This window comes from Aquabacterium sp. (assembly GCF_034003525.1).
GTDB lineage: Bacteria > Pseudomonadota > Gammaproteobacteria > Burkholderiales > Burkholderiaceae_C > Aquabacterium.
In genome coordinates, this window is the sequence record NZ_JAVEYN010000004.1 from 91662 (window position 1) to 117307 (window position 25646).

General features: G+C 66.8%; 19 protein-coding genes. 10 read left to right on the top strand and 9 right to left on the bottom strand.

What is annotated here, in order from left to right:
- Nucleotides 1-124: 124 nt before the first annotated feature.
- Complete coding sequence (tal, locus tag RBT42_RS04015; protein WP_320362570.1) at nt 125-1072, top strand: transaldolase; 948 nt, start codon at nt 125-127, stop codon at nt 1070-1072.
- A gap of 13 nt (nt 1073-1085) precedes the next feature.
- Complete coding sequence (gene pgi / locus RBT42_RS04020) at nt 1086-2732, top strand: glucose-6-phosphate isomerase (protein ID WP_320362653.1); 1647 nt, start codon at nt 1086-1088, stop codon at nt 2730-2732.
- 64 nt (nt 2733-2796) lie between these two features.
- Here the strand turns inward: pgi and rpoH are convergent, their stop codons facing one another.
- On the bottom strand, nt 2797-3723 hold the full coding sequence (gene rpoH, locus RBT42_RS04025; RefSeq protein ID WP_320362571.1) for an RNA polymerase sigma factor RpoH: 927 nt from the start codon (nt 3721-3723) through the stop codon (nt 2797-2799).
- A 148-nt stretch (nt 3724-3871) separates the two neighbouring features.
- Between rpoH and RBT42_RS04030 the strand changes: the two genes are divergently transcribed.
- A complete protein-coding gene (locus RBT42_RS04030) occupies nt 3872-4321 on the top strand; it encodes an SH3 domain-containing protein (protein ID WP_320362572.1) in 450 nt (149 codons plus the stop codon).
- Between the two features lie 22 nt (nt 4322-4343).
- On the opposite strand, the gene RBT42_RS04035 is transcribed toward RBT42_RS04030, so the two are convergent.
- Nucleotides 4344-5927: a methyl-accepting chemotaxis protein gene (locus tag RBT42_RS04035; RefSeq protein WP_320362573.1), complete on the bottom strand. Its 1584-nt coding sequence runs from the start codon at nt 5925-5927 to the stop codon at nt 4344-4346.
- A 281-nt stretch (nt 5928-6208) separates the two neighbouring features.
- Between RBT42_RS04035 and RBT42_RS04040 the strand changes: the two genes are divergently transcribed.
- From RBT42_RS04040 to RBT42_RS04055, 4 genes are all read left to right on the top strand, one after another.
- On the top strand, nt 6209-8170 hold the full coding sequence (locus tag RBT42_RS04040) for a TonB-dependent receptor plug domain-containing protein (RefSeq protein WP_320362574.1): 1962 nt from the start codon (nt 6209-6211) through the stop codon (nt 8168-8170).
- Between the two features lie 79 nt (nt 8171-8249).
- Entirely contained in the window at nt 8250-10238 is a 1989-nt protein-coding gene (locus tag RBT42_RS04045) for a TonB-dependent receptor plug domain-containing protein (RefSeq protein ID WP_320362575.1), read from the top strand.
- A 67-nt stretch (nt 10239-10305) separates the two neighbouring features.
- Nucleotides 10306-11190 (top strand): ABC transporter substrate-binding protein, encoded by an 885-nt coding sequence (locus RBT42_RS04050; protein WP_320362576.1) that lies wholly within the window; start codon nt 10306-10308, stop codon nt 11188-11190.
- Nucleotides 11187-12518, top strand: a complete 1332-nt coding sequence (locus RBT42_RS04055; RefSeq protein ID WP_320362577.1) for a diguanylate cyclase — start codon at nt 11187-11189, stop codon at nt 12516-12518. The genes RBT42_RS04050 and RBT42_RS04055 overlap by 4 nt, the downstream gene beginning before the upstream one ends.
- A gap of 72 nt (nt 12519-12590) precedes the next feature.
- On the opposite strand, the gene RBT42_RS04060 is transcribed toward RBT42_RS04055, so the two are convergent.
- The 7 genes from RBT42_RS04060 to RBT42_RS04090 form a co-directional block, all read right to left on the bottom strand.
- A complete protein-coding gene (locus RBT42_RS04060) occupies nt 12591-13769 on the bottom strand; it encodes an isovaleryl-CoA dehydrogenase (protein ID WP_320362578.1) in 1179 nt (392 codons plus the stop codon).
- A 61-nt stretch (nt 13770-13830) separates the two neighbouring features.
- The gene (locus RBT42_RS04065) at nt 13831-14751 is read right to left on the bottom strand and encodes a hydroxymethylglutaryl-CoA lyase (RefSeq protein WP_320362579.1); all 921 of its coding nucleotides are present in this window, start codon (nt 14749-14751) and stop codon (nt 13831-13833) included.
- A 23-nt stretch (nt 14752-14774) separates the two neighbouring features.
- The gene (locus RBT42_RS04070) at nt 14775-16769 is read right to left on the bottom strand and encodes an acetyl/propionyl/methylcrotonyl-CoA carboxylase subunit alpha (RefSeq protein WP_320362580.1); all 1995 of its coding nucleotides are present in this window, start codon (nt 16767-16769) and stop codon (nt 14775-14777) included.
- Nucleotides 16770-16773: 4 nt separating this feature from the next.
- A complete protein-coding gene (locus RBT42_RS04075) occupies nt 16774-17556 on the bottom strand; it encodes an enoyl-CoA hydratase/isomerase family protein (RefSeq protein WP_320362581.1) in 783 nt (260 codons plus the stop codon).
- A gap of 11 nt (nt 17557-17567) precedes the next feature.
- Nucleotides 17568-19175: a carboxyl transferase domain-containing protein gene (locus tag RBT42_RS04080; RefSeq protein ID WP_320362582.1), complete on the bottom strand. Its 1608-nt coding sequence runs from the start codon at nt 19173-19175 to the stop codon at nt 17568-17570.
- 6 nt (nt 19176-19181) lie between these two features.
- Entirely contained in the window at nt 19182-19937 is a 756-nt protein-coding gene (locus RBT42_RS04085) for a TetR/AcrR family transcriptional regulator (RefSeq protein WP_413785848.1), read from the bottom strand.
- 70 nt (nt 19938-20007) lie between these two features.
- On the bottom strand, nt 20008-20817 hold the full coding sequence (locus RBT42_RS04090) for a class III extradiol ring-cleavage dioxygenase (RefSeq protein ID WP_320362584.1): 810 nt from the start codon (nt 20815-20817) through the stop codon (nt 20008-20010).
- A gap of 136 nt (nt 20818-20953) precedes the next feature.
- Between RBT42_RS04090 and RBT42_RS04095 the strand changes: the two genes are divergently transcribed.
- The 3 genes from RBT42_RS04095 (at nt 20954) to RBT42_RS04105 (ending at nt 25643) form a co-directional block, all read left to right on the top strand.
- Nucleotides 20954-22003 carry an LLM class flavin-dependent oxidoreductase gene (locus RBT42_RS04095; RefSeq protein ID WP_320362585.1) on the top strand — a complete coding sequence of 350 codons (1050 nt, stop codon included), beginning with the start codon at nt 20954-20956 and terminating at the stop codon, nt 22001-22003.
- A gap of 75 nt (nt 22004-22078) precedes the next feature.
- On the top strand, nt 22079-23866 hold the full coding sequence (locus tag RBT42_RS04100) for a S8 family peptidase (RefSeq protein ID WP_320362586.1): 1788 nt from the start codon (nt 22079-22081) through the stop codon (nt 23864-23866).
- A gap of 103 nt (nt 23867-23969) precedes the next feature.
- Nucleotides 23970-25643, top strand: a complete 1674-nt coding sequence (locus RBT42_RS04105; RefSeq protein ID WP_320362587.1) for an isovaleryl-CoA dehydrogenase — start codon at nt 23970-23972, stop codon at nt 25641-25643.
- Nucleotides 25644-25646: the final 3 nt, after the last annotated feature.

Genomic DNA, 25646 nt, shown 5'->3' on the forward strand with positions numbered 1-25646 from the left:
CCTGAGCGGGCCCCTGTCATGATTTTGGAGACAGAATGTGGCTTCACGATAAGTCAAATTCAGGATGCTGGCCGATCTCGTTGCGATATGGGATCCAAGTCAGCCCCTTTTTCCTTGTTTGCCCATGACCTCGCAACTCGATCAACTCAAGGCCTGCACCACGGTGGTCGCCGATACCGGTGACTTCAAGCAACTGGCCCAGTTCACCCCGCAAGACGCCACGACCAACCCGTCGTTGATCCTCAAAGCGGTGCAAAAGCCCGAGTACGTGCCCTTGCTGGCTGAGGTGGTGGCCGCGCACCGGAGCGAAGCGCTGGAGGTGATCGTCGACCAGGTGCTGGTGCGCTTTGGTCTGGAGATCCTCAAGGTGGTGCCAGGTCGCGTGTCGACCGAGGTGGATGCTCGCCTGAGCTTCGATACCGAGGCCACGCTGGTGCGTGCGCGGCGCCTGATCGCCCTGTATGAGGCCGCTGGTGCGGCGCGGTCTCGCGTGCTGATCAAGATCGCCGCCACCTGGGAAGGCATCCAGGCCGCCCGCGTGCTCGAGCAGGAAGGCATCCACTGCAACCTGACGCTGCTGTTCGCTTTTGCGCAGGCGCGGGCCTGTGGCGACGCCGGCGTTCAGCTGATCTCGCCCTTCGTGGGGCGCATTTACGATTGGTACAAGAAGTCGGCCGGCGCCGCTTGGGACGAGGCCGCACAGGCCGGCGTCAACGATCCGGGCGTGCAGTCCGTCACCCGCATCTACCAGTACTACAAGGCCCACGGTGTGCACACTGAGGTGATGGGCGCGAGCTTCCGCAATGTGGGGCAGATCCTGGCTCTGGCCGGCTGTGACCTCCTGACCATCAGCCCTGAGTTGCTGGCGCAACTGCAGGCCAGTGAGGCGCCGGTGCCGCGTCACCTGACACCGCCGTCGAGCACGCAGGCGCCCGAGGCGCCTCTGAGCGAGGCTGCCTTCCGCTACGCCCTCAACGAGGACGCCATGGCCACCGAGAAGCTGGCCGAGGGCATCCGCGCGTTTGCCGTGGAGGCCGGCAAGCTGGACACCCTGATCGAAGCCCAGCGCTGAGGAGGGGGGCATGATGTCGTCTCCCCGCTGTGACCAGACGGTGGCCTGGGCGGCCCTGAGCGGGCACTACCACGCCCATGGCGCCGACCTGGATCTGCGCACCCTGTTTGCCGAGGACCCTCACCGCGTCGAGGCCCTGACCTTCGAGGCGCCCGAGGTGGTGGTGGACCTGTCACGGGTGCATTGGGACGTGGCCACGCGCCGCCACCTGCTGGACCTGTCCCGGGAGTGTCGCCTGACCGAGCGGCGCGATGCGATGCTGCGCGGTGAACTGGTCAATGGCTCGGAAGGGCGGGCGGTGCTGCACACCGCCTTGCGTGCGCCACGTGGCCAAGCGCCCTTCAGCGACGAAGTGCACGCGGTGCTCGACCAGATGCTGGCCTTTGCCGACGAGGTGACGGCCAGTGCCGGGGGGCCGAACCCGGGTGACATCCACGATGTGGTGAACATCGGTATTGGCGGCTCTGACCTGGGGCCGCAGATGGTGGTGATGGCGCTGGAGGCCTTTGCGAACCCGCGCCTGCGCTGCCACTTCGTCTCGAACATCGACGGGCAGGACCTGGCCGGCGTGCTGCGCCAGGTGGACCCGAAGCACACCCTGTTCATCGTGGCGTCGAAGACGTTCACGACCCAGGAAACCATGGTGAACGCCCGCACGGCACGCCAGTGGTTCCTGGACCAGGGTGGCACGGACATCGCCCGCCACTTTGTGGCCACGACCTCGAATGTGGAGGGAGCGGCCGCCTTTGGCATCACCCGTACCTTTGGTTTCTGGGACTGGGTGGGTGGACGGTTTTCGCTGTGGTCGGCCATTGGTTTGCCGATTGCGCTGGCGCTGGGCAGCCGGCATTTCCGCGCCTTGCTCGACGGCGCACATGCCATGGACCGGCACTTTGCTTCGGCACCCTCAGAGGCGAACCTGCCGCTGTGGCTGGGCCTGATGGACGTCTGGAATCGCAACTTCAAGGGCTACACCAGCCGTTGCGTGGCGCCGTATCACCACGGCTTGCGGCGTTTGCCGGCCTATTTGCAGCAACTCGTCATGGAGAGCAATGGCAAGGGCGTCGACCGTGATGGTCAACCGTTGCCCTACGCGACCAGCGAGGTGGTGTGGGGCGAGCCGGGCGTCAATGGCCAGCACGCGTTTTTCCAGATGCTGCACCAGGGCAGCGACGTGATTCCGGTGGAGTTCATCCTGTTCAAGGGCTTGCCTCTGCGCGATGCCGAGCAGCTGTCACCCGCCGTGCAGGAGATGCTGCACCGTCAGCACCGGATGCTGCTGGCCAATGGCCTGGCCCAGGCGCAGGCGCTGATGTGGGGCAAGACCACCGAGCAGGCTGTCCACGAGGTGGCGCCGACCGCCTCGAAAGACGTGCCGCCGGAGATCATTGCACGCCACCGCACCTTCCCCGGCAACCGCCCCAGCCTGACGATGGTGATCGACGCGCTGACTCCGCGCTCGCTGGGCGCCCTGATCGCGCTGCACGAACACCGGGTGCTGGTGAGCGGCGCCCTGTGGGGCATCAACTCCTTCGACCAGTGGGGCGTGGAGCTGGGCAAGGCCATGAGCAATGACCTGCTGCCGCGCCTGGACAGCGGTGATGTGAGTGGCCTGGATCCGGCCACGGCGGCGATGATCGCGCGGCTGCGCGGCGCCTGAATCAGACGCCCGCCAACCGTGACAGCAAGCGCGCCAACCCGTGGGCTGGCGCTGCTGCGCTGGATCAGGCGTCGACGACCTCGGTGAGGGCCTTGCGCATTTTCTTCATGGCGGCCACCTCGATCTGACGGATGCGCTCGGCGCTGACGCCATATTCGGCGGCCAGCTCGTGCAGCGTCATGCCGCCCGAGCCATCGTCATTGACCTGCAACCAGCGCTCTTCGACGATGCGGCGGCTGCGGGCGTCCAGCTGGTCGAGCGCCAGGGCAATGCCATCGCTGGCCAGCCAGTCACGACGGTGGGCTTCGATCACGCGGGTCGGCTCGTGCACCTCGTCGGCCAGGTAGGCCAGCGGGGCCACGGGGGCATCCCCGTCGTCGTCGGTGGGGGCTTCCAGGGCCACGTCACCGCCAGCCATGCGGGTTTCCATCTCGATGACGTCTTCCGGGCGCACATTGAGCTCGGTGGCCACGCGATGGATGTCGGCCTCGGACAGGCAGGCGCGGCCCAGATGTTCTGCGCCTTCTTCGCCCTTGAACTGGTGCTTGAGCGAGCGCAGGTTGAAGAACAGCTTGCGCTGGGCCTTGGTGGTGGCCACCTTGACCATGCGCCAGTTCTTCAGGATGTATTCGTGGATCTCGGCCTTGATCCAGTGCATGGCGTAGCTCACCAAGCGCACGCCCTGATCGGGGTCGAAGCGCTTGACGGCTTTCATCAGGCCGACGTTGCCTTCCTGGATCAGGTCGCCTTGCGGCAGGCCGTAGCCCAGGTACTGGCGGGAGATGGACACGACCAGACGCAGGTGCGAGAGCACCAGGCGGGAGGCGGCTTGCAGGTCCTGCTGGTCACGCAAACGACGCGCCAGGGACTGCTCCTCGTCGGCCTCCAGCATGGGGATGGCCTGAACGGAACGGATGTACGCGTCCAGATTGCCCAATGAGGGCACCACACTCCAGGGGTCACGGGTCGCAAGGGCGGTCGTCAGGGTCATGGCTGGTCCTTTCGTGGATCCTTCTCGGGCAATGTTAGCACTCGCAGGGTCAGAGTGCTAAAGCGTGTCAAAGTTCCCAGGCTCAGTGGGGTATTTTGCATTTGTGCAAATGTTTTATGATGAAAACGTGATTACTTTCAGCAGACCCATGAAGTTTGACCGACCCTTCGCCGCCGTGGCTGTGGCGCTCGCCGTGTGGACCACCGGTGCGGTGGCGCAGCCCGATCATGTCAGCATTGCCCGTGAGTCGGTGATGATGCGTGCGGGGCCCGGCACGCACCACGCCGCGCAGTGGACGCTGAGCCAGGGCTACCCGCTGCGGGTGACCGGCGCCTCGGGCAAGTGGCTCAAGGTGCAAGACTTTGAAAACGACACTGGCTGGGTCTATCAGCCCTTGACGGGCGCGACGCGCCATCACATCGTCAAGGCGTCGGTGGCCAATCTGCGCCGCGGGCCAGGCACCCATCACAAGCTGATCGCCAAGTTGGCGCGCGGTGAGGTGGTGCGCACCGTGAAGACGCAGTCCAAATGGGTGCAGGTGCGCACCGACGCTGGCGTGCAGGGCTGGGTGGCGCGCAGCCTCGTGTGGGGGTGGTGAGGCGGGCGGGATCAGGCGCGGCTCACCGCCCCGTGTCCGAGGCCGTCAACTGGAACAGCCGCACCAGTTCCGCCAGGCGGCGGGCCTGATGCTGCAGGCTTTCGGCCGCGGCGGCACTTTCTTCCACCAGGGCGGCGTTCTGCTGCGTGCTGCGGTCGAGTTCGCTGACGGCGTGGCTGACCCGGTCGATGCCGTCGGTCTGCTCCTGCGTGGAGGCGCCGATCTCGTGGATCAGGTCGGACACGTTTTTCACCCGGGCGACGATGTCGTCCATGGTCGCGCCGGCGTCGTTGACCAGTTGCGTGCCCAGTTCGACCTTGGTGACGCTGTCGCCGATCAGGGACTTGATTTCGCGAGCGGCCTCGGCGCTGCGTTGGGCGAGGCTGCGCACCTCGGAAGCGACCACGGCGAAGCCACGGCCCTGTTCGCCCGCCCGCGCGGCCTCCACTGCGGCGTTGAGCGCCAGGATGTTGGTCTGGAAGGCGATGCCGTCGATCACGCCGATGATGTCGGCGATCTTGCGTGAGCTGGCGCTGATGTCGTCCATGGTCGCCACCACCTGGCCGACCACCTCGCCGCCCTTGGTGGCGGCCGCACTGGCCGATGAGGCCAGTTGGGTGGCGTGGCGGGCGGTGTCGGCATTGGCCTTGACGGCGGTGTTCATCTGCATCATCGACGAGGCGGTTTGCTGCAGGTTGGACGCCTGTTGTTCGGTGCGCACCGACAGGTCGGCGTTGCCGGTGGCGATCTCGGCTGATCCGGTGTCAATCGAGTCGGACGCCTGACGAACCTGGGCCACGATGCTGGCCAGGCTGGTGCGCATGGCGCCCAGGGAGGCAAGCACGCTGTCGGCTGGGGCCTGGTCTGCACCGGGAATCGGATTGAGGTCACCGGCGGCAACGCGTCGGGCGGCATCCCCAAGGGCCTGGGGCTCGGCGCCCAGTTGCTGCACGATGCTGCGCGACAGCGTCCAGGCGAGCGCGGCGCCACACAGCAGCGCCAGGGTCAGGGCTGTGAGCATGACGGTGAGGAAGCCTTCGGCTTCTTCCAGGGCGATCTTGTTTTCGGTCTGGATGCGCTGTTCTTCATAATCGATCAGCTGGTTGATGGCGGCCAGCCATTGCACATACTGCGGCTTGGCCTGCGACCACAGCAGGGTCTGGGCACCGGCGGCATCGCCCGCGCGCACCATGTTCACGATGGATTGGGTGGTGGCGACGGCCTGCGCCTCGATGGTCTGGACTGCGCCATACAGGCGCTTCAAATCGGCCTGGTCGGCTGACTGGGCTATCAGGGTCTCCAGCGGCTTGGCAGATTCGGCATAAAAGCGCGCCAGGGCCTCGATGGTGGCGACCTCTTTTTGCTGCTCGGCTTCGCTGGTGCTCAGCACCACGTCGCGGATGGCGATGGCGCGGTCGTGCGCCGAGCCGCGAAAGTTGATGGCGTAGCGTTGGAGGTCGGTGTGTTCGTCGCTGTTGGCGTGCAGGGCGGTGTTGATGACACTCACCTTGACCAGAGCGATCAAAGTGACGACGACCAGGATGGCCAGCACCAGGCCAAAGCCCAGGCTCAGGCGCTTGCCCACGGACAACTGCTGAAGATTCATGGTACTGCTCACTGTGGAGGGATTGAATTCGGCGAACGTTAGCTGTGTTTCCATTTGAAACGTCGATGAATTCGTGGTGACGCCGTTTTGAATCTGGATTGCCTGAGGTGAAGCGTGTCAATCTTCACACTGTCACGAGGGCATGTCCTGCCCGCGCGTTCTCGGTGGCCATCGTCATGAGGCGGTGATATCCCCGTGCGCATAATGACAGCCATGCAGTACACGGGTGTGTGATGGTTGCGTTGCGAGGATTGCGGATTCGGAAGGTGTGCCAGGGCGTGATGCTGGGCTTGTCAATGGCAGGCCTGGCAGGCTTGGGCGCGCATGCCGACGAGCGAGCCCCCACAGAGGAAGACTATTTTGCCCAGTTGCCGGTGGTGCTGACCGCCAGCCGGCTCGATCAGCCGCTCAACGAAGCGCCTGGCGCCATGACGGTGATCGACCGTGACACCATCCGCCAGTCGGGCGCGCGCACCGTGGCCGAGCTGCTGCGCCTGGTGCCCGGTTACGTGCTGGGTGGGTGGAACGGGGCCAATCCGCTGGCGTCTTACCACGTGGCCCTGGATGATTACGGCGGGCGTAACCTGGTGCTGATCGATGGTCGGTCGGTGTATGCCAGCAGCTATCTGGGGGACACCCATCGCGGCATGATGGACGTGCTCTTGCCGGACATCGAACGCATCGAGGTGCTGCGTGGCGCCAATTCCGCGGCCTACGGGGCCAACGCGATGTTCGGGGTCGTCAACATCATCACCCGGCACAGTGTGGACACCGTGGGCGGCGCGGTGGCGCTGTCCGTGGGAGACAACGGTATCCGCGACACCTATGCTCGCCTGGGCGTGGGCACAGGAGGCAACAACGTGCGGTTGTCGGTGGGCGAGCAGCGCGACCGGGGTTACCTGAACGCATTCGATGACAAGCGCCTGGGCCAGGTGCACCTGCGTGCCGACTTCCAGCCCACGCTGGCCGATGAGGTGATGGTGGCGCTGGCAGCATCGGAGTTGCTGGCCGGACAAGGGTATGGGCCCACGGACCCGAGCAGTCCTTACCATCAACTGCGTTCCCGCACGACACATGGGCAGTTCGAATGGCGACGGCAACTCGATGAGCGCAACGAGTTGCAGGTGTCTCTCAGCTACATGGAAGACCGCCAGCGGGAGCCGATGTCCGTGCAGGTGCACGTGTCACCCTTCCCACCGATCTCCTTGGATGTGGACTACGGCACCTGGGGACAGCGCCACAATGTGGAGGTGCAACAGCGCACTGTCTGGAGCCCGACCTGGCGCACCCTGGTAGGGGTGGGCTACAAGGATGAGCGGGCGCTCTCGGACACGATGTATTACGGTCAGGGCTGGGTTTCGATGGGCGAGACCCGTCTGTTTGGCACGGCGGAATGGCGCGTGGACCCCGCGTGGTTGCTCAATGCGGGCCTGTTCATGGGAGACCACACGCTGGCGGGGACCTACACCGCGCCGCGTCTGATGGTCAATTGGCTGGCGACCCCTCACCAGACCTGGCGCCTGGGCGTGACTGAATCGATCCGTGCCCCCAGTTTGTCCGAGTACAAGAGCGACGTCCGCGTCAATCTGCCCGGCACCCCCTATTTCTCGCGCGCCTACGCCGCCAGTGGGGCGGTGCAGCCCGAGACCTTGCTCAGCCAGGAAATCGGGTATCTGGGGCGCTGGCCCGAGGCGCAGGTGACCTTGGATGCGCGCCTGTACCGTGAGCGCATGCGCGATGTGGTGGTGGACGACAACGGTGACGGGACCGCCCCGTTGCCTTACCAGCTGGGCAAGACCCGGGACTTCGTCAATCGCCTTGCGCTGACGCTGGTGGGGCTGGAGTATCAGTTGCGCTGGAAGGCCACGCCCCGCACCGAGCTGTGGCTGAACCAGAATTTCTCGCGCTTGAAGTGGGATGCTCCCGACTATGAGGCCAAAGAGGAGCGTCGTCCGCCACGGCATGCCACCACGGTCGCGTTGTTCCAGCAGCTGCCTGACAACTGGCAGATCAGCCTGTTGCACGAACGCGTGGGCTCGATGACCTTGCGCGCGAAGTCCAGTTGGATGGCGACGACGCACCGCACGGACCTGCGCCTCGGACGCACCTTCCGATGGGGTGGCTACAAAGCCGAGGCGGCCTTCACGGTGCAGTCCGTGGAAGGTGATCAGCTGTTCTTTGACCCCCAGCGCAACTACCGACGTGGCCGTCAGGGCTTCTTGACCTTGCAGCTGGAAATGTGAGCAATCGTTCTCGCCATTCCTGGTGTGAGTCAGAGGTCATCAAGCTCATAATTGCGGACGTTTGGTGAATGGGTGTGAGATGGGGCCGTTGTCTGTGTTGTGTGTTCGAAGGGCGTGCCGCCATCTGGTGCTGGGCTTGGCCTGGGCTGGGTTGACCGTCGTGAGCACGCAGGCGGCCGAACGCGCACCCACGGAAGAAGACTACTTCGCCCAGGTGCCGGTGGTGCTGACTGCCAGTCGGCTGGATCAGCCGCTCAACGAGGCACCGGGGGCCATCACCGTCATCGACCGGCACACGATTCGCCTGTCAGGCGCACGCACGCTGGTCGAAGTGATGCGCCTGGTGCCCGGTTACCTGGCAGGGGGCTGGAACGGGGCCAACCCGCTGGCCTCGTATCACATTCCGATCGATGACTATGGCACGCGCAACCTGGTGCTGATCGATGGCCGCTCGGTGTACGCCAGCAGCTATCTGGGGGACACCCACCGCGGCATGATGGACGTGATGCTCGAGGACATCGAGCGCATCGAGGTGCTGCGCGGCGCCAATTCGGCCGCCTATGGCGCCAACGCGATGTTCGGGGTCATCAACATCATCACCCGCCACAGCGCCGACACGGTGGGGGGAGAGTTGACGGTCAGCAGCGGCGATCACGGCATTCAGGACCGCCGCGCCCGCATCGGGGTGGGCGACGAGACGGCCAGTGTGCGCCTGTCGGTCGGCGAGCAGCGCGACACGGGTTACCTCAACGCCTACGATGACCGACGCCTCGGCCAGGCGAACCTGCGTGCCGACTTCAAACCCTCGCTGGCCGATGACGTGATGGTGGCGATGGGGGTGTCGTACCTGGAGGGTGGGGAGGGGTATTCCGCCACAGATCAGGGCAACCCCTTTCACACGGTTCATACGCGGAATACCCATTGGCAGGCCGAGTGGCGCCGGCAGGTGAGTGAGCGCAATGAGCTGAAGGTGTCGGCCAACTACATGGAAGACCGCCTGGTGGATGTCGCCGATGTGCCCGGTCTGCCGGGCGCGGTCATGGACTACAGCGGCAAGGGCCGCCGCACCAACGTCGAGTTGCAGTACAAGGTGACCTTGTCAGACCATGTGCGGGCGGTGATCGGCACGGGCCACAAGGACGAGAAGGCGCAGTCCTTCCCGCTGTACGCAACCCACGACTGGCCGGCCTTCCAGGAAAGCCGGGTGTTTGGCACCGTGGAATGGCGGGCCACGCCGCAATGGCTGGTCAACACGGGGCTGTTCGTGGGGCACCACAGCCGCGTCGGCACCTACACGGCGCCGAGGTTCATGGTCAACTGGATGCCGAGCGCGGCCCACACTTTCCGGGTGGGGGTCACCGAGTCCATTCGCGCGCCCAACCTGTCGGAGCTGGACGCCGACGTGCGGATCTACGACGCGCAAGGCACCTTGCTGACCCATGAGTTCGGGGCCACCGGACGGGTCAAGCCCGAGGAGTTGCGCAGCACCGAGATCGGTTATGTGGGGCGCTTCCCCAATCAGAGCCTGACACTGGATGCGAGGCTGTACCACGAGCGCATGGATGAGCTGATCAAGGTGAGCACGTATCCGAGTCCGCTCAACCCCAGCCTCAAGTCCAAGACCCGGGACTACGTCAACCTGACCGGCCTGACGATGGTGGGCCTGGAGTATCAGGTGCGCTGGAAGCCGTTTGGCACCACGGAGCTCTGGCTCAACCAGAGCTTTTCCGACCTGCGGTGGGATGACCCAGTCATCGATGGCCGGGACGAGCGTCGCCCGCCGGCTCATGCCACCTTGATCGGCCTGTTCCAGAGACTGCCGGGGGACGTGCAACTCAGCGTCATCCACGAGCGACTGGGAGGCATGACCTTTCGTGATAAACGTGACTGGATGCCGTTTTCGCATCGCACCGATGTCCGTCTGGCCTATCCTTTCCGTGTGGGCTTGACCAAGGCCGAACTCGCTTTCACGGTACAGTCGGCCGAGGGCGACCGGCCGTTCTTCCTGGTCCGTCGCAATTTCCAACTCGCCCGCAAAAGCTTCCTGACCCTGCGCATGGAGATGTGATCTGATCACGCGCCGCCAATCGCTTGCCCTGACCGCCGGCGCCCCCCTGATGTTCAGGACGGGGCTGGTGCAGGCCGCGAGTGAGGCTGTGTGGGTCTTGCCTTCGGATGCCTCGTGGGCCTACACCGAGTCGGCCGCGGCCTTGCAGGCCGAGTGGCGGCAGGTGGGGCGCGGGCGTGAACTGAAGCTGCTGGCAGCGCGCGATTTGCCAGCCGGGCCTCCACCCGCAGCCGTGGTCACCTTGGGCGCGACGGCCTTGCGCATGGTCATGGAGCGGGCCGCGGCCCAGCCTGAATGGGCCCGCGTCCCGGTCTTGAGCGCCCTGGTGCCTCGCGACGGGTTCATGGCGATCTGGAGCCGCCCGCCCGCCTGGGTGTCGGCGGCGTATCTGGATCAGCCGGTGGGGCGCTATCTGACCTTGATTCGCCGAGCCCTGCCCAGCCTGAGCAAGGTGGGGGTGCTGGTGCACGAAGATGCGCTCGCGCAGCGCCAGGCGCTGCTCAAGGCCGCGCAGGACAAGGGACTGAGCCTGGTCGTGGGCACTGTGAAGGGCCCCGACACCCTGTCGGCCGCGTTGCGGGCCGTGCTGTCGGAGGCCGACGTGCTGCTCATCTTGCCGGACAGCGCGGTGGCCGATGTGTCGGCGCTGCAGCACATGTTGATGACGGCCTATCGGCAGCGTGTGCCGGTGGTGAGCTATTCGCCGGCCGTGGTCAAGGCGGGGGCGGCCTTGGGGTTGTATGCCAGTCCGGCGCAAGCCGGGCGTCAGGTGGCGGCGATGTTGAAGGGGGCGCTGAGCGCCCCTGCTGTCGGAGCGGCTTGGCCGACTCCGCGTGTGGCCGATGGGTTCACCATCGCCATCAATGAACAAGTGTGCCGATCGTTGGGGCTGGATGTGCCCGATGTGGCGGTGTTGACCGATGCCGTGCGGCGTGAGGAGGGCATGCGGTGAAACTCCGATTGGGTGGTGTGCGGGTGCGCCTGTGGCTGGCAACGGCTTTGCCGGCCATGCTGGTGATTGCCTTGCTGGTGGTGGGTTTTGCCTCGCAGTACGGCGGGCGCATGGCCGAAGCCTTGATGGACCGTGGAGTGGCCTCGGCACGGCAGTTGGGCAGTGCGGCAGAGTTCAGTTTGTTTGCGGGGGACCGCGAGTCGCTGACGCGCCTGGCCGAGGCGACCTTGCGCAGCGATGATCAGTTGCGGGGGGTGATCCTGTACAACGCCCAGGGCCGGGTGACGGCTCAAGCGGGGCGCATGAGCGCGCCTTCGCCGCGCCTGGATGGCGCCATCCAGATCGTGCAGACGAAGGCATCTCTGGTGGTGGCCCAGCCCATCTACAGCACCGAGTCGGCGCTACAGGACGATGTTTACGCGCCTGTCCCCGATGTCTCGTCGCCCATCCGTGCCACCGAGAGCCGCTTGCTGGGCTATGCCGTGGTGGAGATGTCGCTGCAGGCCCTGGCGCAGCAGCGACGCGATTTGCTGATCTGGTCGCTGGCGACCGCTGTGGGGGGCTTGATGCTCGCCGGGGTGATGGCCTCGGTGCTGGCCGATCTGGTGTCGTCACAGATTGGTCGCATCAACCGCGTGGTGGAGTTGGTGGGCGAGGGGCAGTTGAGCGAGCGCGTGGACGTGGCAAGCAGCGGCATCTTGCGCCCGCTGGCCGTGGGCATCAATGCCATGGTGGCGCGCATTGCGACCACGCAGGAAGAGTTGCAGCAGCAGATCACCCATGCCACACAGGAGTTGCGAGACCAGAAGGAGGCCGCAGAACTGGCTGCGCGCACGGACTCACTGACAGGGGTGGCCAGCCGGCGTGCGTTCTCGGAAGCCGCCGAGGCCGAGATGCAGCGGGCGTTGCGCTATCGCACCGAGCTGTCCTTGCTGATGATGGACCTGGACCACTTCAAGGTGGTCAACGACATCCATGGCCACGTGACGGGGGATGCGGTGTTGGTGAGCTTTGCGCAGACGGTGCAGCAACTGGTGCGCAAGGTCGACTTGGTGGCGCGTCTGGGTGGAGAAGAGTTTGTGGTGCTTTTGCCCAACATCACGGCGGAACAGGCCACGGCTTTGGCCGAGCGCATCCGTGAGGCGGTGCAGAACAGCCACTTGCTGGTGGAGGGCAAGCCGCTGCAGTTCAGCGTCAGCATCGGGGTGGCGCAGTTCGATCGCCGTGAGCTGAGCCTGACGGGCTGGTTGGCACGGGCCGATGCCGCGCTGTACCAGGCCAAGGCCCAGGGTCGTAACCGGGTGGTGCTGGAAACGACCGAGGTGTGAGTGGCACGCCGGTGTGCCACCTGAGCCCGTGTGGGCGCCACCGGACGCATCCGGCGGCGGTGGTGCAGCCGATCAGGCCGTTTCGGCAAACAGTTCGCGGCCGATCAGCATGCGGCGGATCTCGCTGGTGCCGGCACCGATCTCGTACAGCTTGGCGTCGCGCCACAGGCGGCCCAGCGGGTAGTCGTTGATGTAGCCGTTGCCACCGAAGATCTGGATGCCCTCGCCGGCCATCCAGGTGGCTTTTTCGGCGGTCCACAGGATGAGTGCGGCGCAGTCCTTGCGCACATGGCGGGCGTGTTGGGCGCCCAGGGCGTCGAGGTTCTTGGCCACGGTGTAGGCCAGTGAGCGGGCGGCCTGCTGCACGGTGTACATGTCGGCGACCTTGCCTTGCACGAGTTGGAACTCGCCGATGGCCTGGCCGAACTGCTTGCGCTCGTGGATGTAGGGGACGACGTTGTCCATCACCGCCTGCATGATGCCCAGCGGGCCGCCCGACAGCACGGCACGCTCGTAGTCCAGCCCGCTCATCAGCACCTTGGTGCCGTTGCCTTCGCCGCCCAGCACGTTCTCGGCCGGCACTTCGCAGTCTTCAAAGAACAGCGGGAAGGTGTTGGAGCCGCGCATGCCGAGCTTGTCGAGGTGCTGGCCCTTGCTGAAGCCCTTCATGCCCTTTTCGATCAGGAAGGCGGTCATGCCCTTGGCGCCGGCTTCGGGGTTGGTCTTGGCATATACCACGAGCACGTCGGCATCACCTCCGTTGGTGATCCACATCTTGCTGCCGTTGAGCACGTAGCGGTCGCCCTTCTTCTCGGCGCGCAGCTTCATGCTGACGACGTCGGAGCCGGCGTTGGGCTCGCTCATGGCCAGGGCACCGACGAAGTCACCGCTGATGAGCTTGGGCAGGTATTTCTGCTTCTGGGCTTCGCTGCCGTTGCGGTGGATCTGGTTGATGCACAGGTTGGAGTGTGCGCCGTAGCTCAGACCGACCGAGGCGCTGCCGCGGCTGACTTCTTCCATGGCGACCATGTGGGCGAGGTAGCCCAGGTTGGTGCCGCCGTACTCTTCGGAGACGGTCAGGCCGTGCACGCCCAGGTCGCCCAGCTTCTTCCACATGTCGGCAGGGAAGAGGTTGTCGCGGTCGATGTCGGCGGCGCGGGGCGCGAGCTCCTTGTCCACGAAGGCACGCACGCTGTCGCGCAGGGCGTCGATGTCCTCACCGAGTTGGTGATTCAGGCCGGGCAGGGTCATGAGAAAGCTCCTCGGGATCGTGGGGTCAGGGTCAAAAAGGAATCGTGTCGCAGGAATGGGGTCAGGCGTGGGCGCGCTTGGCCAACAGGGCGTTGCTGACGCGCGAGACGGGCTTGCGGCCCAGCACGCCGGAGATGAAGGCGCCGGCGTCCACCAGCTTGTCGAGATTGATGCCGGTGGAGATGCCCAGGCCGTGCAGCAGGTAGACGACGTCTTCGGTGGCGACGTTGCCAGTGGCCCCCTTGGCATAGGGGCAGCCACCCAGGCCGGCGATGCTGGTGTCGAAGGTGTGGATACCCAGTGCCAGGCTGGCGTAGATGTTGGTGAGCGCTTGGCCGTAGGTGTCGTGGAAGTGGCCGCTGAGTTCGGCCAGGGGCACGTGCTTCAAGGCGCGCTCCATCACGGCGGTGACGCGGCCGGCGGTGCCCACACCGATGGTGTCGGCGATGCCGATGTGGTCCGAGCCGATGTCGAGCAGGCGTTGCACCACGTTTTCGACGGCGTCGAGTGAGACCTCGCCCTGGTAGGGGCAGCCCAGGGCGCACGAGACGGCGGCGCGCACCTTCATGCCGTGGGCCTTGGCGGCTTCGGCCACCGGGCGGAAGCGCTCGATGGACTCGGCGATGGAGCAGTTGATGTTGCGCTGGCTGAAGGCTTCGCTGGCGGCGGCAAAGATGACCACCTCGTCGGCCTGCGAGGCGAGGGCGCCTTCAAAGCCTTTCATGTTCGGGGTGAGTACGCTGTAGCGCACGCCGGGCTGGCGCTGGATGCCGGCCATGACCTCGGCGTTGTCGGCCATCTGCGGTACCCACTTCGGGCTGACGTAGCTGGTGACCTCGATTTCGCGCAGGCCTGCGCCTTGCAGGCAGTGCACGAGTTCGATCTTGTCGGCAGCCGCCACGGGCTGCGCTTCGTTTTGCAGGCCGTCACGCGGGCCGACATCGACCAGGGTGACGTGGGTGGGAAAGGTGGGATGGCTCATGGTGTGATCCTGTGTGGCGATGCTCAGGCCGTGGCGTCCAGGCGCAGCAGTTCGACGCCTTCGGCCAGCTGGTCGCCCACGGCGCAGAGGATGGCGGAGACGACACCGTCGTGCGGGGCGGTCAGGGTGTGCTCCATTTTCATGGCTTCGGTGACGGCCAGCGCGTCGCCTTGCTTGACCTGCTGGCCTTCGCTGACCAGCATGGCGACGACCTTGCCGGGCATCAGGGCGGTGAGGCGGCCGCCGGATGCGCGCTCGTCCACCTGGCGCAGCGGGTCGACGTGCTGCACCCGGGCGTGACCCTCGGGGGTGAAGACGTCCAGCTCATCGCCGTGGCGGTACACGCTCAGGCGCAGGCGTTGGCCTTGCACATCGGCTTCGAACTGTTCGCCGCCGCGGTCGGTGTGGCTCAGGGGGCGTACGCCCACGGTCACGGCGTCCCAGCTGAGTTGCCAGCTGCCGTCGCGCTGGATGTCGAGGGTGACGGCGAGCGTCTGCCCATCGATGTGGAGCTTGACGAGGCGACGCGCATCGCCGTGCAGGCGCCAGTGGTCGGTGCGCGACCAGGGGTCGCGGTGGGCGTGGTGCTGCTCGTCGGCTTGCAGACGCAGCAGGGCGCCGGCCACGGCGTGTTCGGTGCGCAAGGCGGGCGCCTCGAACAGGGCGCTGTGTTCGCGCTCGATCAGGGCGGTGTCCAGATCGGCCTGGGCGAACGAAGTGGTGGCGGCCACGCGGCGCAGGAAGCTGACGTTGTGGCTCAGGCCGGTGATGTGCAGCTCGGACAGGGCGGTGTCGAGGCGGGCCAGGGCAGCGGCGCGGCTGTCGCCGTGCACGATGAGCTTGGCGATCATCGAGTCGTAGTGCGGGGTGATGGCATCGCCCTCGCGCACGCCGCTGTCGATGCGCACCGGGGCCACCGAGAAGGTGCTGCACGCCGGGGTGCGCAGCACCTGCAGCGTGCCGGTGGCGGGCAGGAACTGCTGAGCCGGGTTCTCTGCACAGATGCGCGCTTCGATGGCGTGGCCGGTGAAGGTGATCTGCTCTTGCGTGAGGGGCAGGGGCTCGCCGGCGGCCACGCGCAGTTGCCACTCGACCAGGTCCTGGCCGGTGATGGCCTCGGTCACAGGGTGTTCGACCTGCAGGCGGGTGTTCATCTCCATGAAGTAGAACCGCCCGTCCTGCTCGCAGATGAACTCGACCGTGCCGGCGCCCACATAACCCACGCTGCGTGCGGCTGCGATGGCAGCGTCGCCCATCTGGGCGCGGCGCTCGGGCGTCATGCCGGGGGCTGGGGCTTCTTCCAGTACCTTCTGGTGGCGGCGCTGCACTGAGCAGTCCCGCTCGCCCAGGTGCACGTAGTGGCCGTGGGTGTCGCCGAACACCTGGATCTCGATGTGGCGTGGGCGGGTGACGTAGCGCTCGATCAGCACATGGGCGTCGCCAAAGCTGGCTTGCGCTTCGCGTTGACACGAGGCCAGGGCAGCGGCGAAGTCGGCTGACTGCTGCACCAGGCGCATGCCCTTGCCACCGCCACCCGCGCTGGCCTTGATCAGCACGGGGTAGCCGATCTCGTCGGCCTGGGCCTGCAGGAAGGCGGGGTCCTGGTTGTGGCCGTGGTAGCCGGGCACCAGGGGTACCTGAGCTTGCGCCATCAGGGCCTTGGCGGCCGACTTGCTGCCCATGGCAGCGATGGCCGAGGGGGGCGGGCCGATGAAGGCGATGCCGGCGTCGACACAGGCCTGGGCGAAGGTTTCGTTTTCGCTCAAGAAACCGTAGCCGGGGTGGACGGCCTGGGCGCCGGTGGCCTGGGCAGCCGCGAGGATGCGGTCGGCGCACAGATAGCTCTCGCGCGGGCTGGCGCCACCGATGTGCACGGCTTCGTCACACAGTTGCACGTGGCGAGCGTGGGCGTCGGCATCGGAGTAAACCGCCACGGTGCGGATGCCCAGGCGGCGTGCGGTGCTGGCCACACGGCAGGCGATCTCTCCGCGGTTGGCAATCAGAATTTTGGTGAACATGGGCTCAGCCTTGCTGCCACGCGGGCACGGTTTTGTTCAGGAAGGCGTGCAGGCCGGCACGGCCTTCGTCGCTGGCGCGGATGTCGGCAATGTGGCGCGCGGTGTGGTCGCGCAGGGCAGGGGTGATCTCCTGTCCGGCCACTTCCTGGATCAGGCGCTTGCCCGCGCGCACGGCCTGCGGGCCGTTGGCGACGATGGCTTGCACCAGTCGGTCCACGGTGGCGTCCAGCGCCTCGGGCTCGACCACCTCGTGCAACAGGCCCAGGTGGTGAGCCTGTGTGGCATCGAAGCGTTCGGCGGTGACGATGTAGCGGCGCGCGGCACGTTCGCCGATGGCGCGCAGAACATAGGGACTGATGGTGGCCGGTGTCAGGCCCAGCTTCACTTCCGACAGGCTGAAGCCCACGGTGGGCGTGCCGACCGCGATGTCGCAGGCGGCGACCAGGCCCACGCCACCGCCATAGCCGTCGCCTTGCACGCGGGCAATCACCGGCACCGGGCAGCTGGCAATGGCCCACAGCATGTCGGCCAGGCCGGTGGCGTCGGCATGGTTTTCATCCCAGCTGTAGCCGGCCATCTCGCGCATCCAGTTCAGGTCGGCGCCGGCGCAAAAGGCCTTGCCGTGGGCGCCCAGCACCACCACGCGCAGGCCGTCTCGGCTGGCCAGTTCGGTGAAGGTGTGCATCAGCTCGGCAATCGTGGTGGCATCGAAGGCGTTGCGCAGCGTCGGGCGGTTCAGCCACACATGGCTGACGGGGCCTTCATGACGGATCTCCAGGTTCGACATGGCGGGCGTCCTCACATGCGGAAGACGCCGTAACGCGTCTCGGGGATCGGGGCGTTGAGCGCGGCGCTCAGGGCCAGGCTCAGCACGCGGCGGGTGTCGGTGGGGCGGATCACGCCGTCGTCCCAGAGGCGGGCGCTGGCGTAGTAGGGGTGGCCTTGCGCCTCGTACTGATCGCGCACGGGTGCCTTGAAGGCTTCTTCCTCGTCGGCCGACCAGCTGCCGCCTTTGGCCTCGACGCCGTCGCGCTTGACGGTGGCCAGCACGCTGGCGGCCTGCTCGCCGCCCATCACGCTGATGCGCGCGTTGGGCCACATCCACAGCAGGCGCGGGTTGAAGGCGCGGCCGCACATGCCGTAGTTGCCGGCGCCAAACGAGCCGCCGATGATGACGGTGAACTTGGGCACCTGGGCGCAGGACACGGCCGTCACCATCTTGGCGCCGGCGCGGGCAATGCCCTCGTTTTCGTACTTGCGGCCCACCATGAAGCCGGTGATGTTCTGCAGGAAGACCAGCGGGATCTTGCGCTGGCAGCACAGCTCGATGAAGTGGGCGCCCTTGTTGGCGCTTTCGGCAAACAGGATGCCGTTGTTGGCCACGATGCCCACCGGCATGCCTTCGATGTGGGCGAAGCCGGTGACCAGGGTGGTGCCGTAGCGGGCCTTGAATTCGTCGAACTCGGAGCCATCGACCAGGCGGGCTATGACCTCGCGCACGTCGAAGGGCTTGCGGGTGTCGGTGGGGATGATGCCGTTGAGCTCGGCCTCGTCGTACAGCGGGGCACGCGGGGTGACCAGGGCCAGCTCGGGCGTCTTGCGCCAGTTCAGGCGGGCGACGGCCTGACGCGCCAAGGCCAGCGCGTGCACGTCATCGCGGGCCAGGTGGTCGGCCACGCCCGACAGGCGGGTGTGCACATCGCCACCGCCCAGGTCTTCGGCCGTCACGACTTCGCCGGTGGCGGCTTTGACCAGCGGCGGGCCGCCCAGAAAGATCGTGCCCTGGTTGGCGACGATGATGGTCTCGTCGCTCATGGCCGGCACGTAGGCACCACCGGCGGTGCAGGAGCCCATCACGACGGCGATCTGCGGGATGCCGGCGGCGCTCAGGTTGGCCTGGTTGTAGAAGATGCGGCCGAAGTGGTCGCGGTCGGGGAAGACATCGTCCTGGTTGGGCAGGTTGGCACCGCCCGAGTCCACCAGGTAGATGCAGGGCAAGCGGTTCTGCGCGGCGATTTCTTGCGCGCGCAGGTGCTTCTTGACGGTGAGCGGGTAGTAGGTGCCGCCTTTCACGGTGGCGTCGTTGCACACGATCATGCATTCGACGCCGGACACACGGCCGATGCCGGTGATGATGCCGGCGCCGGGGGCGGCGTTGTCGTACACGTTCAGCGCGGCCAGGGCGCCCACTTCCAGGAAGGGCGACCCGGCGTCGAGCAGCTGTTCCACGCGGTCACGCGGCAGCAGTTTGCCGCGGGCGAGGTGCTTGGCGCGCGGGCCTTCGCCGCCGCCCAGGGCGATCTGGGCGAGCTGCGCTTCGAGGTCGGCCACCAGGGCCTGCATGGCGCGGGCGCTGTCCTTGAAGGCCTCGCTGCGCGGATTGAGTTGGGTCTCGATGACGGGCATGGTCGGTCAGGCCTTGAGCGGCGGCATGGAAGGAAGAGGGGAGGCGCGATGCAGGGCATCGTGGACCTCGTCGCGGAAACGGCTGAGTGCTGCGAGCGAGGCCAAGGCGGCCTCACGGGGTACGAGCGCACTCCATATCAGTTCGGTCAGCTGGGTGGCCGTGGTGTCGATGTCGGGGCGCTTGGCCGAGGTGATGGCGTCCCACAGCACATGCTCCATCGAGCCGTAGACCAGCTCGCGCAGCAGGCGCAGGGGCATGTCCTGGCGGATTTGCCCCTGGGCTTGCGCCTCGGCCAGCGCGTCCATCAGGGGCGCGGTGTAGCGGCGCTTGCAGGCGGCGATGACCTCGGCGAGCTCGGGCTCGGCCGAACCGGCGGCGCGGCCTTCGCCCAGCACCAGGGCGCACATGCCCGAGCCGTCGGCTAGCAGGGTGAGGAGGTGGGCGCGCACGACATGGCTGAGCTTGGCGTGCACGCCGCTCAGGCGGGGCACGTCGCGCTCCAGCTCGCCGCTGATTTCGTCATACCAGCGGGTGATGACCTGGATGCACAGCTCGCGCTTGCTGGCGAAGTAGGTGAAGACCGTGGCCTCGGAGACCCCGGCGGTCTCGGCGATCTGGGCCATGGTGGTGCGCTGGTAGCCGTGCTGCGTGAACACGGTTTGAGCGGCGCTCAACAAATCTTGCAGGCGGTGCTGCGATTTGCTGCTTTTGGGGACGGTGCGGGCCAGGGTGCTGGAGCTCATTTTTTGAGTATGACTCAGAAATGAGCGTGGGGCCAGCGCTGCAGCCCCTCTCCATCCCCCGGGAAAACCCGGTCAGGGTGCCCGTGTGTCAGTCGAAGCGGTAGGCCGACAAGGTGGTTTCCAGCACGCGATCGCTGAACACCCGCTGGCCACGTCCCTCACTGGCGGCGCCGGCCACCACCATCAGGGGTAGCAGGTGCTCTTCGGCGCGGAGGGGATGACACAGGCGGGCAGCAGGGGCCTGGTCCCAGTGCGCCAGACCCTGCGCGCGCGTGGCCGGGTCGGCCTCCACCGTGGTGGTCAGCCAGGCGTCGAAGGTGTCGGAGATCGGGCCAAAGCGTGGGTCGCCATAGCCGCGCATGTTGTGAAAGCTCATGCCGCTGCCCACGATCAGCACGCCCTCGTCCCGCAGGGATGTCAGCGCCTGGCCGGCTTGCAGGTGGGCCTGTGCGTCCAAGTCGTGCCGCAGGGACAGCTGCACCACGGGCACGTCGGCGTCGGGGAACATCAGTTTCAGCGGGATGAACATGCCGTGGTCGAAGCCCCGTTGCGCGTCGGCCTGCGAGGGTTGGCCGGCGGCGTGCAGCAGTTGCGTCATGCGCTCGGCCAGTTGGGGCTGGCCCGGCGCCGGGTAGCGCAGCTCGTAGGTGTGGGGCGGGAAGCCGCCGTAGTCGTAGATCAGCTCGGGCTGGGCGCCGCTGGTGACGTTGAAGCCGCCCGTGAGCCAGTGCCCCGACACCAGCACGATGGCCGTGGGGCGCGCAGGCAGGGTGGCGGCGATGCCCATCAGGAAGTCGCGCATGTGGTGCCAGGTGGTGGGCGGGTTCCAGTCCATGAAGAAACAGGGCCCAGCGCCATGTGGGATGAAGTAGGTGGGCATGCGGGAGGGCGTGGACATGGCGGGTCTTTCGTGACGGCTTGGAGGTCGAGACGGTGGACACGGCCACTGTCTGGGGTGTCAGTCATTCAGTATCGGCCAAGGGCGAATAGACCGAGGGCTGCAGGGGGAAACCCAGGTGCCGCAGAATGGTTTGATGAAAGCGCTCCAAGACATTGCCCTGTCCATGCTGGACCTGGTGGCCGTGCGCGAAGGCGGCACGGTGGCCGAGGCCCTCGCGATCGCCCTGCGCACCGCCCAGCAGGCCGAAGCCCTCGGCTTCACCCGCTACTGGCTGGCCGAGCACCACAACATGCCCGGCATCGCCAGTTCGGCCACGGCCGTGCTGGTGGGCCACATCGCGGGGGGCACGCAGCGCATCCGCGTTGGCTCGGGCGGCATCATGTTGCCCAACCACGCGCCCCTGGTCGTGGCCGAGGCCTTCGGCACGCTGGCCGAGCTCTACCCCGGTCGCATCGACCTGGGCTTGGGGCGCGCACCCGGCACCGACCGCGCCACCATGCGGGCTTTGCGTCGTCACCATGTCGAAACCGAAGACGATTTCCCGCGCGAGGTGAGCGAGTTGCAGCGCCTGCTCGGGCCGGTGCAGCCGGGGCAGGCCATCGTCGCCATGCCCGGTGCGGGCACCGAGGTGCCGATCTGGTTGCTGGGCTCCAGCCTGTTCTCGGCGCAACTGGCGGCCGAGAAGGGCCTGCCGTACGCCTTTGCCTCGCACTTCGCGCCGCGCATGCTGCTGCAGGCGGTTGAGCTGTACCGGGCGCGCTTCAAGCCGTCCAAGGTGCTGGCCCAGCCGCACGTGATGATCGGCGTGCCCATTGTGGCCGCGCCCACCGACGACGAGGCCGCCTTCCTGGCCACCAGCACCTTCCAGCGCGTGCGGGGCATCCTCACGGGTGAGCGCGGTCGCCTGCCGCCGCCGGTGGTCGACTACCTGTCCACGCTGTCCCCGTCCGAGCGCGCCGGCATCAGCGACTTCCTGGGCGCAGCCGTCATCGGCGGGCCGGATGCCGTGCGTGCGGGCTTGACCCGTTTGCTGGAGCTCACTCAGGCCAACGAGGTCATGATGGTCTGCGATGTGTTCGACCCGGCACTGCGCTGGCGATCGATGGCGATCACCGCCGAGGTGATGGGCCGGCAGGTGTCGAACCCTCACATGGACGCCGTCACCGCGGACAAATCGGCGTGATTCGCGAGATCCGTCACACAGCCTGAAGATCGGCGCTTGGTACATTGGCGTGTCCGATTTTCTGGTGGGTTTGCCATGTCGAGTTTGCCTTTGTCTCGTTTCAAGACGCGTGCCGTGTTGATGGCGGTGCTGGCCTTGGGGGGCGCTGCTTCGGCGCTCGCAGGGCAATCCCAGGGGACGGTCCATGCCGCGTTGGGTCAGCCCGGCGAGGGTCTGACCGATCGGATGATCGTGAAGTACAAGGAAGCCGACCTCGGCGCCGTGCCCTCGCAAGCGGCCTGGGCCAAGGCACGCGTGGCCGGCAACCGGCAGGGTGTGCAGCTCAGCCACCTGCGGCGCACCGGTCTGGGCGCCGATGTGATCAAGCTCGACAAGCGCATGAGCCTGGAGCAGGCACGGGCGCTGGCGCGCGATCTGAAAGCGGGCGATGCCACGATCGAGTACGCCGAGCCAGACCGCATCCTGCAGGCCCAGCTGACCCCCACCGATGCGCTGTATCCCCAGCAGTGGCACTACTTTGATGCCGTGGGTGGGATCAATGCTCCCGCTGCCTGGGACAAGGTCACCGGGTCGGGCGTGGTCGTGGCGGTGCTCGACACCGGCGTGCGACCCCATGCCGATCTGGCCGGCAACCTGCTGCCCGGCTACGACTTCATCATCGACACCCTGGTGTCCAACGATGGCAATGGCCGTGATGCCGACGCCAGCGATCCCGGGGACGCCACCACGGCTGGCCTGTGCTACAGCGGCTCGCCTGCCAGCAACAGCAGCTGGCACGGCACCCATGTGGCCGGCACGATTGCGGCCGTGAGCAACAACAGCACCGGGGTCGCGGGCGTAGCCTTCGGCGCCAAGGTGCTGCCGGTGCGCGTGCTGGGCCGCTGCGGCGGTTACACCTCCGACATCGCCGACGCCATGATCTGGGCCGCGGGGGGCACCGTCACCGGTGTGCCGGCCAACGCCACCCCGGCCAAGGTGATCAACCTGTCCTTGGGTGGGGCGGGGGCCTGCGATGTCACCTCGCAAAATGCCATCAACGCGGCGCGTGCGCGCGGGGCCACGGTGGTGGTCGCGGCGGGCAACAGCAATGCTGACGCCAGCCAGTTCTCGCCCGCCAGCTGTGCGGGAGTGGTCACAGTGGCCGCCACCGGCAAGTCCGGCGGCAAGGCCTCGTACTCCAACTTCGGCTCGGTCGTGTCCCTGGCCGCGCCCGGCGGAGACGGCAGCGCTGGCGTCATCTCCACCTGGAACACCGGCGCCACCACACCGGGCAGCGATGGCTATGCCGCCTACCTGGGTACCTCCATGGCCACGCCCCATGTCAGCGGCGTGGCGGCGCTGATGCTCTCCAAGAACACCAGCCTTACCCCCGATCAGGTCGCTTCCATCCTGACGTCCACGGCCCGTCCTTTCCCGGCGACCTGCTCGCCCTGCGGTGCCGGCATCGTCAACGCCTCGGCGGCCGTGGATGCGGTCCCGGCTGCCGTGACGCCGCCGGTGGCCACTGTGGCCGAGGTCGAATCCAACAACAGCACACGGGCCGCCCAGAACATCACGACCACGCCCGTCGTGATCAGCGGCACGGTGGCCACCAAGACGGACACCGACTACTTCAAGACCAGCGTGCCGGCCGGGGGGCGTCTGGTGGGCACCCTCACGCCCAACAGCAGCGCCAACTACAACCTGTCGGTCTACAACGCCTCTGGCAAGCTGCTGGGCAGCAGCACGCAGGGCACGGGCCTGAAGGATGTGTTCACGGTCACGAACACCGGCACCAAGGCGGCGACGGTCTACTGGCGCGTGATCTATGCCAGCGGTGCGACGGGTTCGGCAGGCACCTACACCCTGGGGCTGAGCCGCTGAGCCTGCAACGATCACCTGATGGCCACATCAGGGTATGACATGAGTTGGCAAGAGATGATGGTTGGTGACATGATCTGTCGCCTCATCATCCCTTTTGCCGACCATGTCCACGCCTGCCACGCCTTCTCGCTTCCTGGATCAGACCCATGAGGTCCACAACGTCTCGTGTGAGCTGGCGGGCTACAACATGTACACGCAGGACGCGGCCTTGCAGGAGGCTGTCCAGCGTGAGGGCGCGGCCTGGGCTCAGGCGGACCTGACGCGCTTCGGCCAGCTCACCGGCTCGGCCGACTACCTGGAGCTGGGCGCCCTGGCCAACCGCCACCCGCCCGAGCTCGACACCCACGACCGCTTCGGCCACCGCGTCGATCTCGTGCGCTTTCACCCGGCGTATCACACGCTGATGAAGACGGCCATCGAAGAAGGCATCCACGCCTCCCCCTGGACCGATCCCAAGCCCGGTGCCCACGTGGCCCGCGCCGCCAAGTTCTACCTGCAGGCGCAGGTCGAAGCCGGCCACGGCTGCCCCATCACCATGACCTTTGCGGCCGTGCCCAGCCTGCTGACCACGCCCCAGCTGGCCGAGCAGTGGGTGCCCAAGATCACCGCGCCTATCTACGACCCCCGCAACGTGCCCGACGCGGCCAAGCAGGGGCTGACCATCGGCATGGCGATGACCGAGAAGCAGGGCGGCTCGGACGTGCGCGCCAACACCACTCGCGCCTACCCGGTGGGCGCCTCAGGCCCCGGCGAGGCCTACGAACTCGTCGGACACAAGTTCTTCGTCTCGGCCCCCATGTGCGACGCCTTCCTGGTGCTGGCCCAGGCGCCAGGCGGTCTGTCGTGCTTCCTGCTGCCACGCTGGCGGCCCGATGGCAGCAAGAACCCGCTGCAGGTGCTGCGTCTCAAGCGCAAGATGGGCAACGTCTCCAACGCGTCGAGCGAGACCGAATTGCGAGGCGCCCTGGCCTGGATGGTGGGCGAAGAAGGGCGGGGCGTGCGCACCATCATCGAGATGGTGTCCATGACCCGCTTTGATTGCATGATCGGCTCCTCGGCCGGCCAGCGTGCGGCGGTGGCTCAGGCGCTGCATCACTGCTCGCTGCGTTCGGCCTTCGGCACCGTGCTCAACCAGCAGCCCCTGATGCAGAACGTGCTGGCCGATCTGGTGCTGGAAAGCGAAGGCTCGCTGGCACTGACGATGCGCATGGCCCGGGCCATGGATCAGCGCGCCACCGACCCGCATGAAGATCAGCTGGCCCGCCTGCTCACCGCCGTTGGCAAATACTGGATCTGCAAGCGCACCCCGCAACACGCCTACGAGGCCATGGAGTGCATCGGTGGCAGTGGCGTGATGGAAGACAGTCCCTTCCCGCGCCTGTTCCGCGAGTCCCCCGTCAACGCCATTTGGGAAGGCAGCGGCAACGTGCAGTGCCTGGACGTGCTGCGCGCCATGCAGAAAACGCCGGACGTGGTGCAGGCCTTTTTCCGCGAAGTGGCTCGCGCCCGTGGCGGCCATGCCTTGCTCGACCGCCACGTGGCCGACTTGCAGCACGCCTTCACTGATCTGTCCGATCTGGAATACCGCGCCCGTGATGTGGTGGGGCGCATGGCGCTGGCGGTGCAGGCAGCCTTGCTGGTCCAGCACGCGCCCAGCGTGGTCAGCGATGCCTTCTGTGCCTCACGCCTGAATGACGGCAGCCACCATCACTACGGTACCTTGCCGCGTGGGGTGGACTGCGCCGCGCTGATCACCCGCGCCACGCCGCTGCTCTGATCC

Coding starts and splice junctions, on each gene's coding strand:
- tal (WP_320362570.1), top strand. CDS start 125: ATGACCTCGCAACTCGATCAACTCAAGGCCTGCACCACGGTGGTCGCC.
- pgi (WP_320362653.1), top strand. CDS start 1,086: ATGTCGTCTCCCCGCTGTGACCAGACGGTGGCCTGGGCGGCCCTGAGC.
- rpoH (WP_320362571.1), bottom strand. CDS start 3,723: ATGACCCTGACGACCGCCCTTGCGACCCGTGACCCCTGGAGTGTGGTG.
- RBT42_RS04030 (WP_320362572.1), top strand. CDS start 3,872: ATGAAGTTTGACCGACCCTTCGCCGCCGTGGCTGTGGCGCTCGCCGTG.
- RBT42_RS04035 (WP_320362573.1), bottom strand. CDS start 5,927: ATGAATCTTCAGCAGTTGTCCGTGGGCAAGCGCCTGAGCCTGGGCTTT.
- RBT42_RS04040 (WP_320362574.1), top strand. CDS start 6,209: ATGCTGGGCTTGTCAATGGCAGGCCTGGCAGGCTTGGGCGCGCATGCC.
- RBT42_RS04045 (WP_320362575.1), top strand. CDS start 8,250: ATGGGGCCGTTGTCTGTGTTGTGTGTTCGAAGGGCGTGCCGCCATCTG.
- RBT42_RS04060 (WP_320362578.1), bottom strand. CDS start 13,769: ATGACCCTGCCCGGCCTGAATCACCAACTCGGTGAGGACATCGACGCC.
- RBT42_RS04065 (WP_320362579.1), bottom strand. CDS start 14,751: ATGAGCCATCCCACCTTTCCCACCCACGTCACCCTGGTCGATGTCGGC.
- RBT42_RS04070 (WP_320362580.1), bottom strand. CDS start 16,769: ATGTTCACCAAAATTCTGATTGCCAACCGCGGAGAGATCGCCTGCCGT.
- RBT42_RS04075 (WP_320362581.1), bottom strand. CDS start 17,556: ATGTCGAACCTGGAGATCCGTCATGAAGGCCCCGTCAGCCATGTGTGG.
- RBT42_RS04080 (WP_320362582.1), bottom strand. CDS start 19,175: ATGCCCGTCATCGAGACCCAACTCAATCCGCGCAGCGAGGCCTTCAAG.
- RBT42_RS04090 (WP_320362584.1), bottom strand. CDS start 20,817: ATGTCCACGCCCTCCCGCATGCCCACCTACTTCATCCCACATGGCGCT.
- RBT42_RS04095 (WP_320362585.1), top strand. CDS start 20,954: ATGAAAGCGCTCCAAGACATTGCCCTGTCCATGCTGGACCTGGTGGCC.
- RBT42_RS04100 (WP_320362586.1), top strand. CDS start 22,079: ATGTCGAGTTTGCCTTTGTCTCGTTTCAAGACGCGTGCCGTGTTGATG.
- RBT42_RS04105 (WP_320362587.1), top strand. CDS start 23,970: ATGTCCACGCCTGCCACGCCTTCTCGCTTCCTGGATCAGACCCATGAG.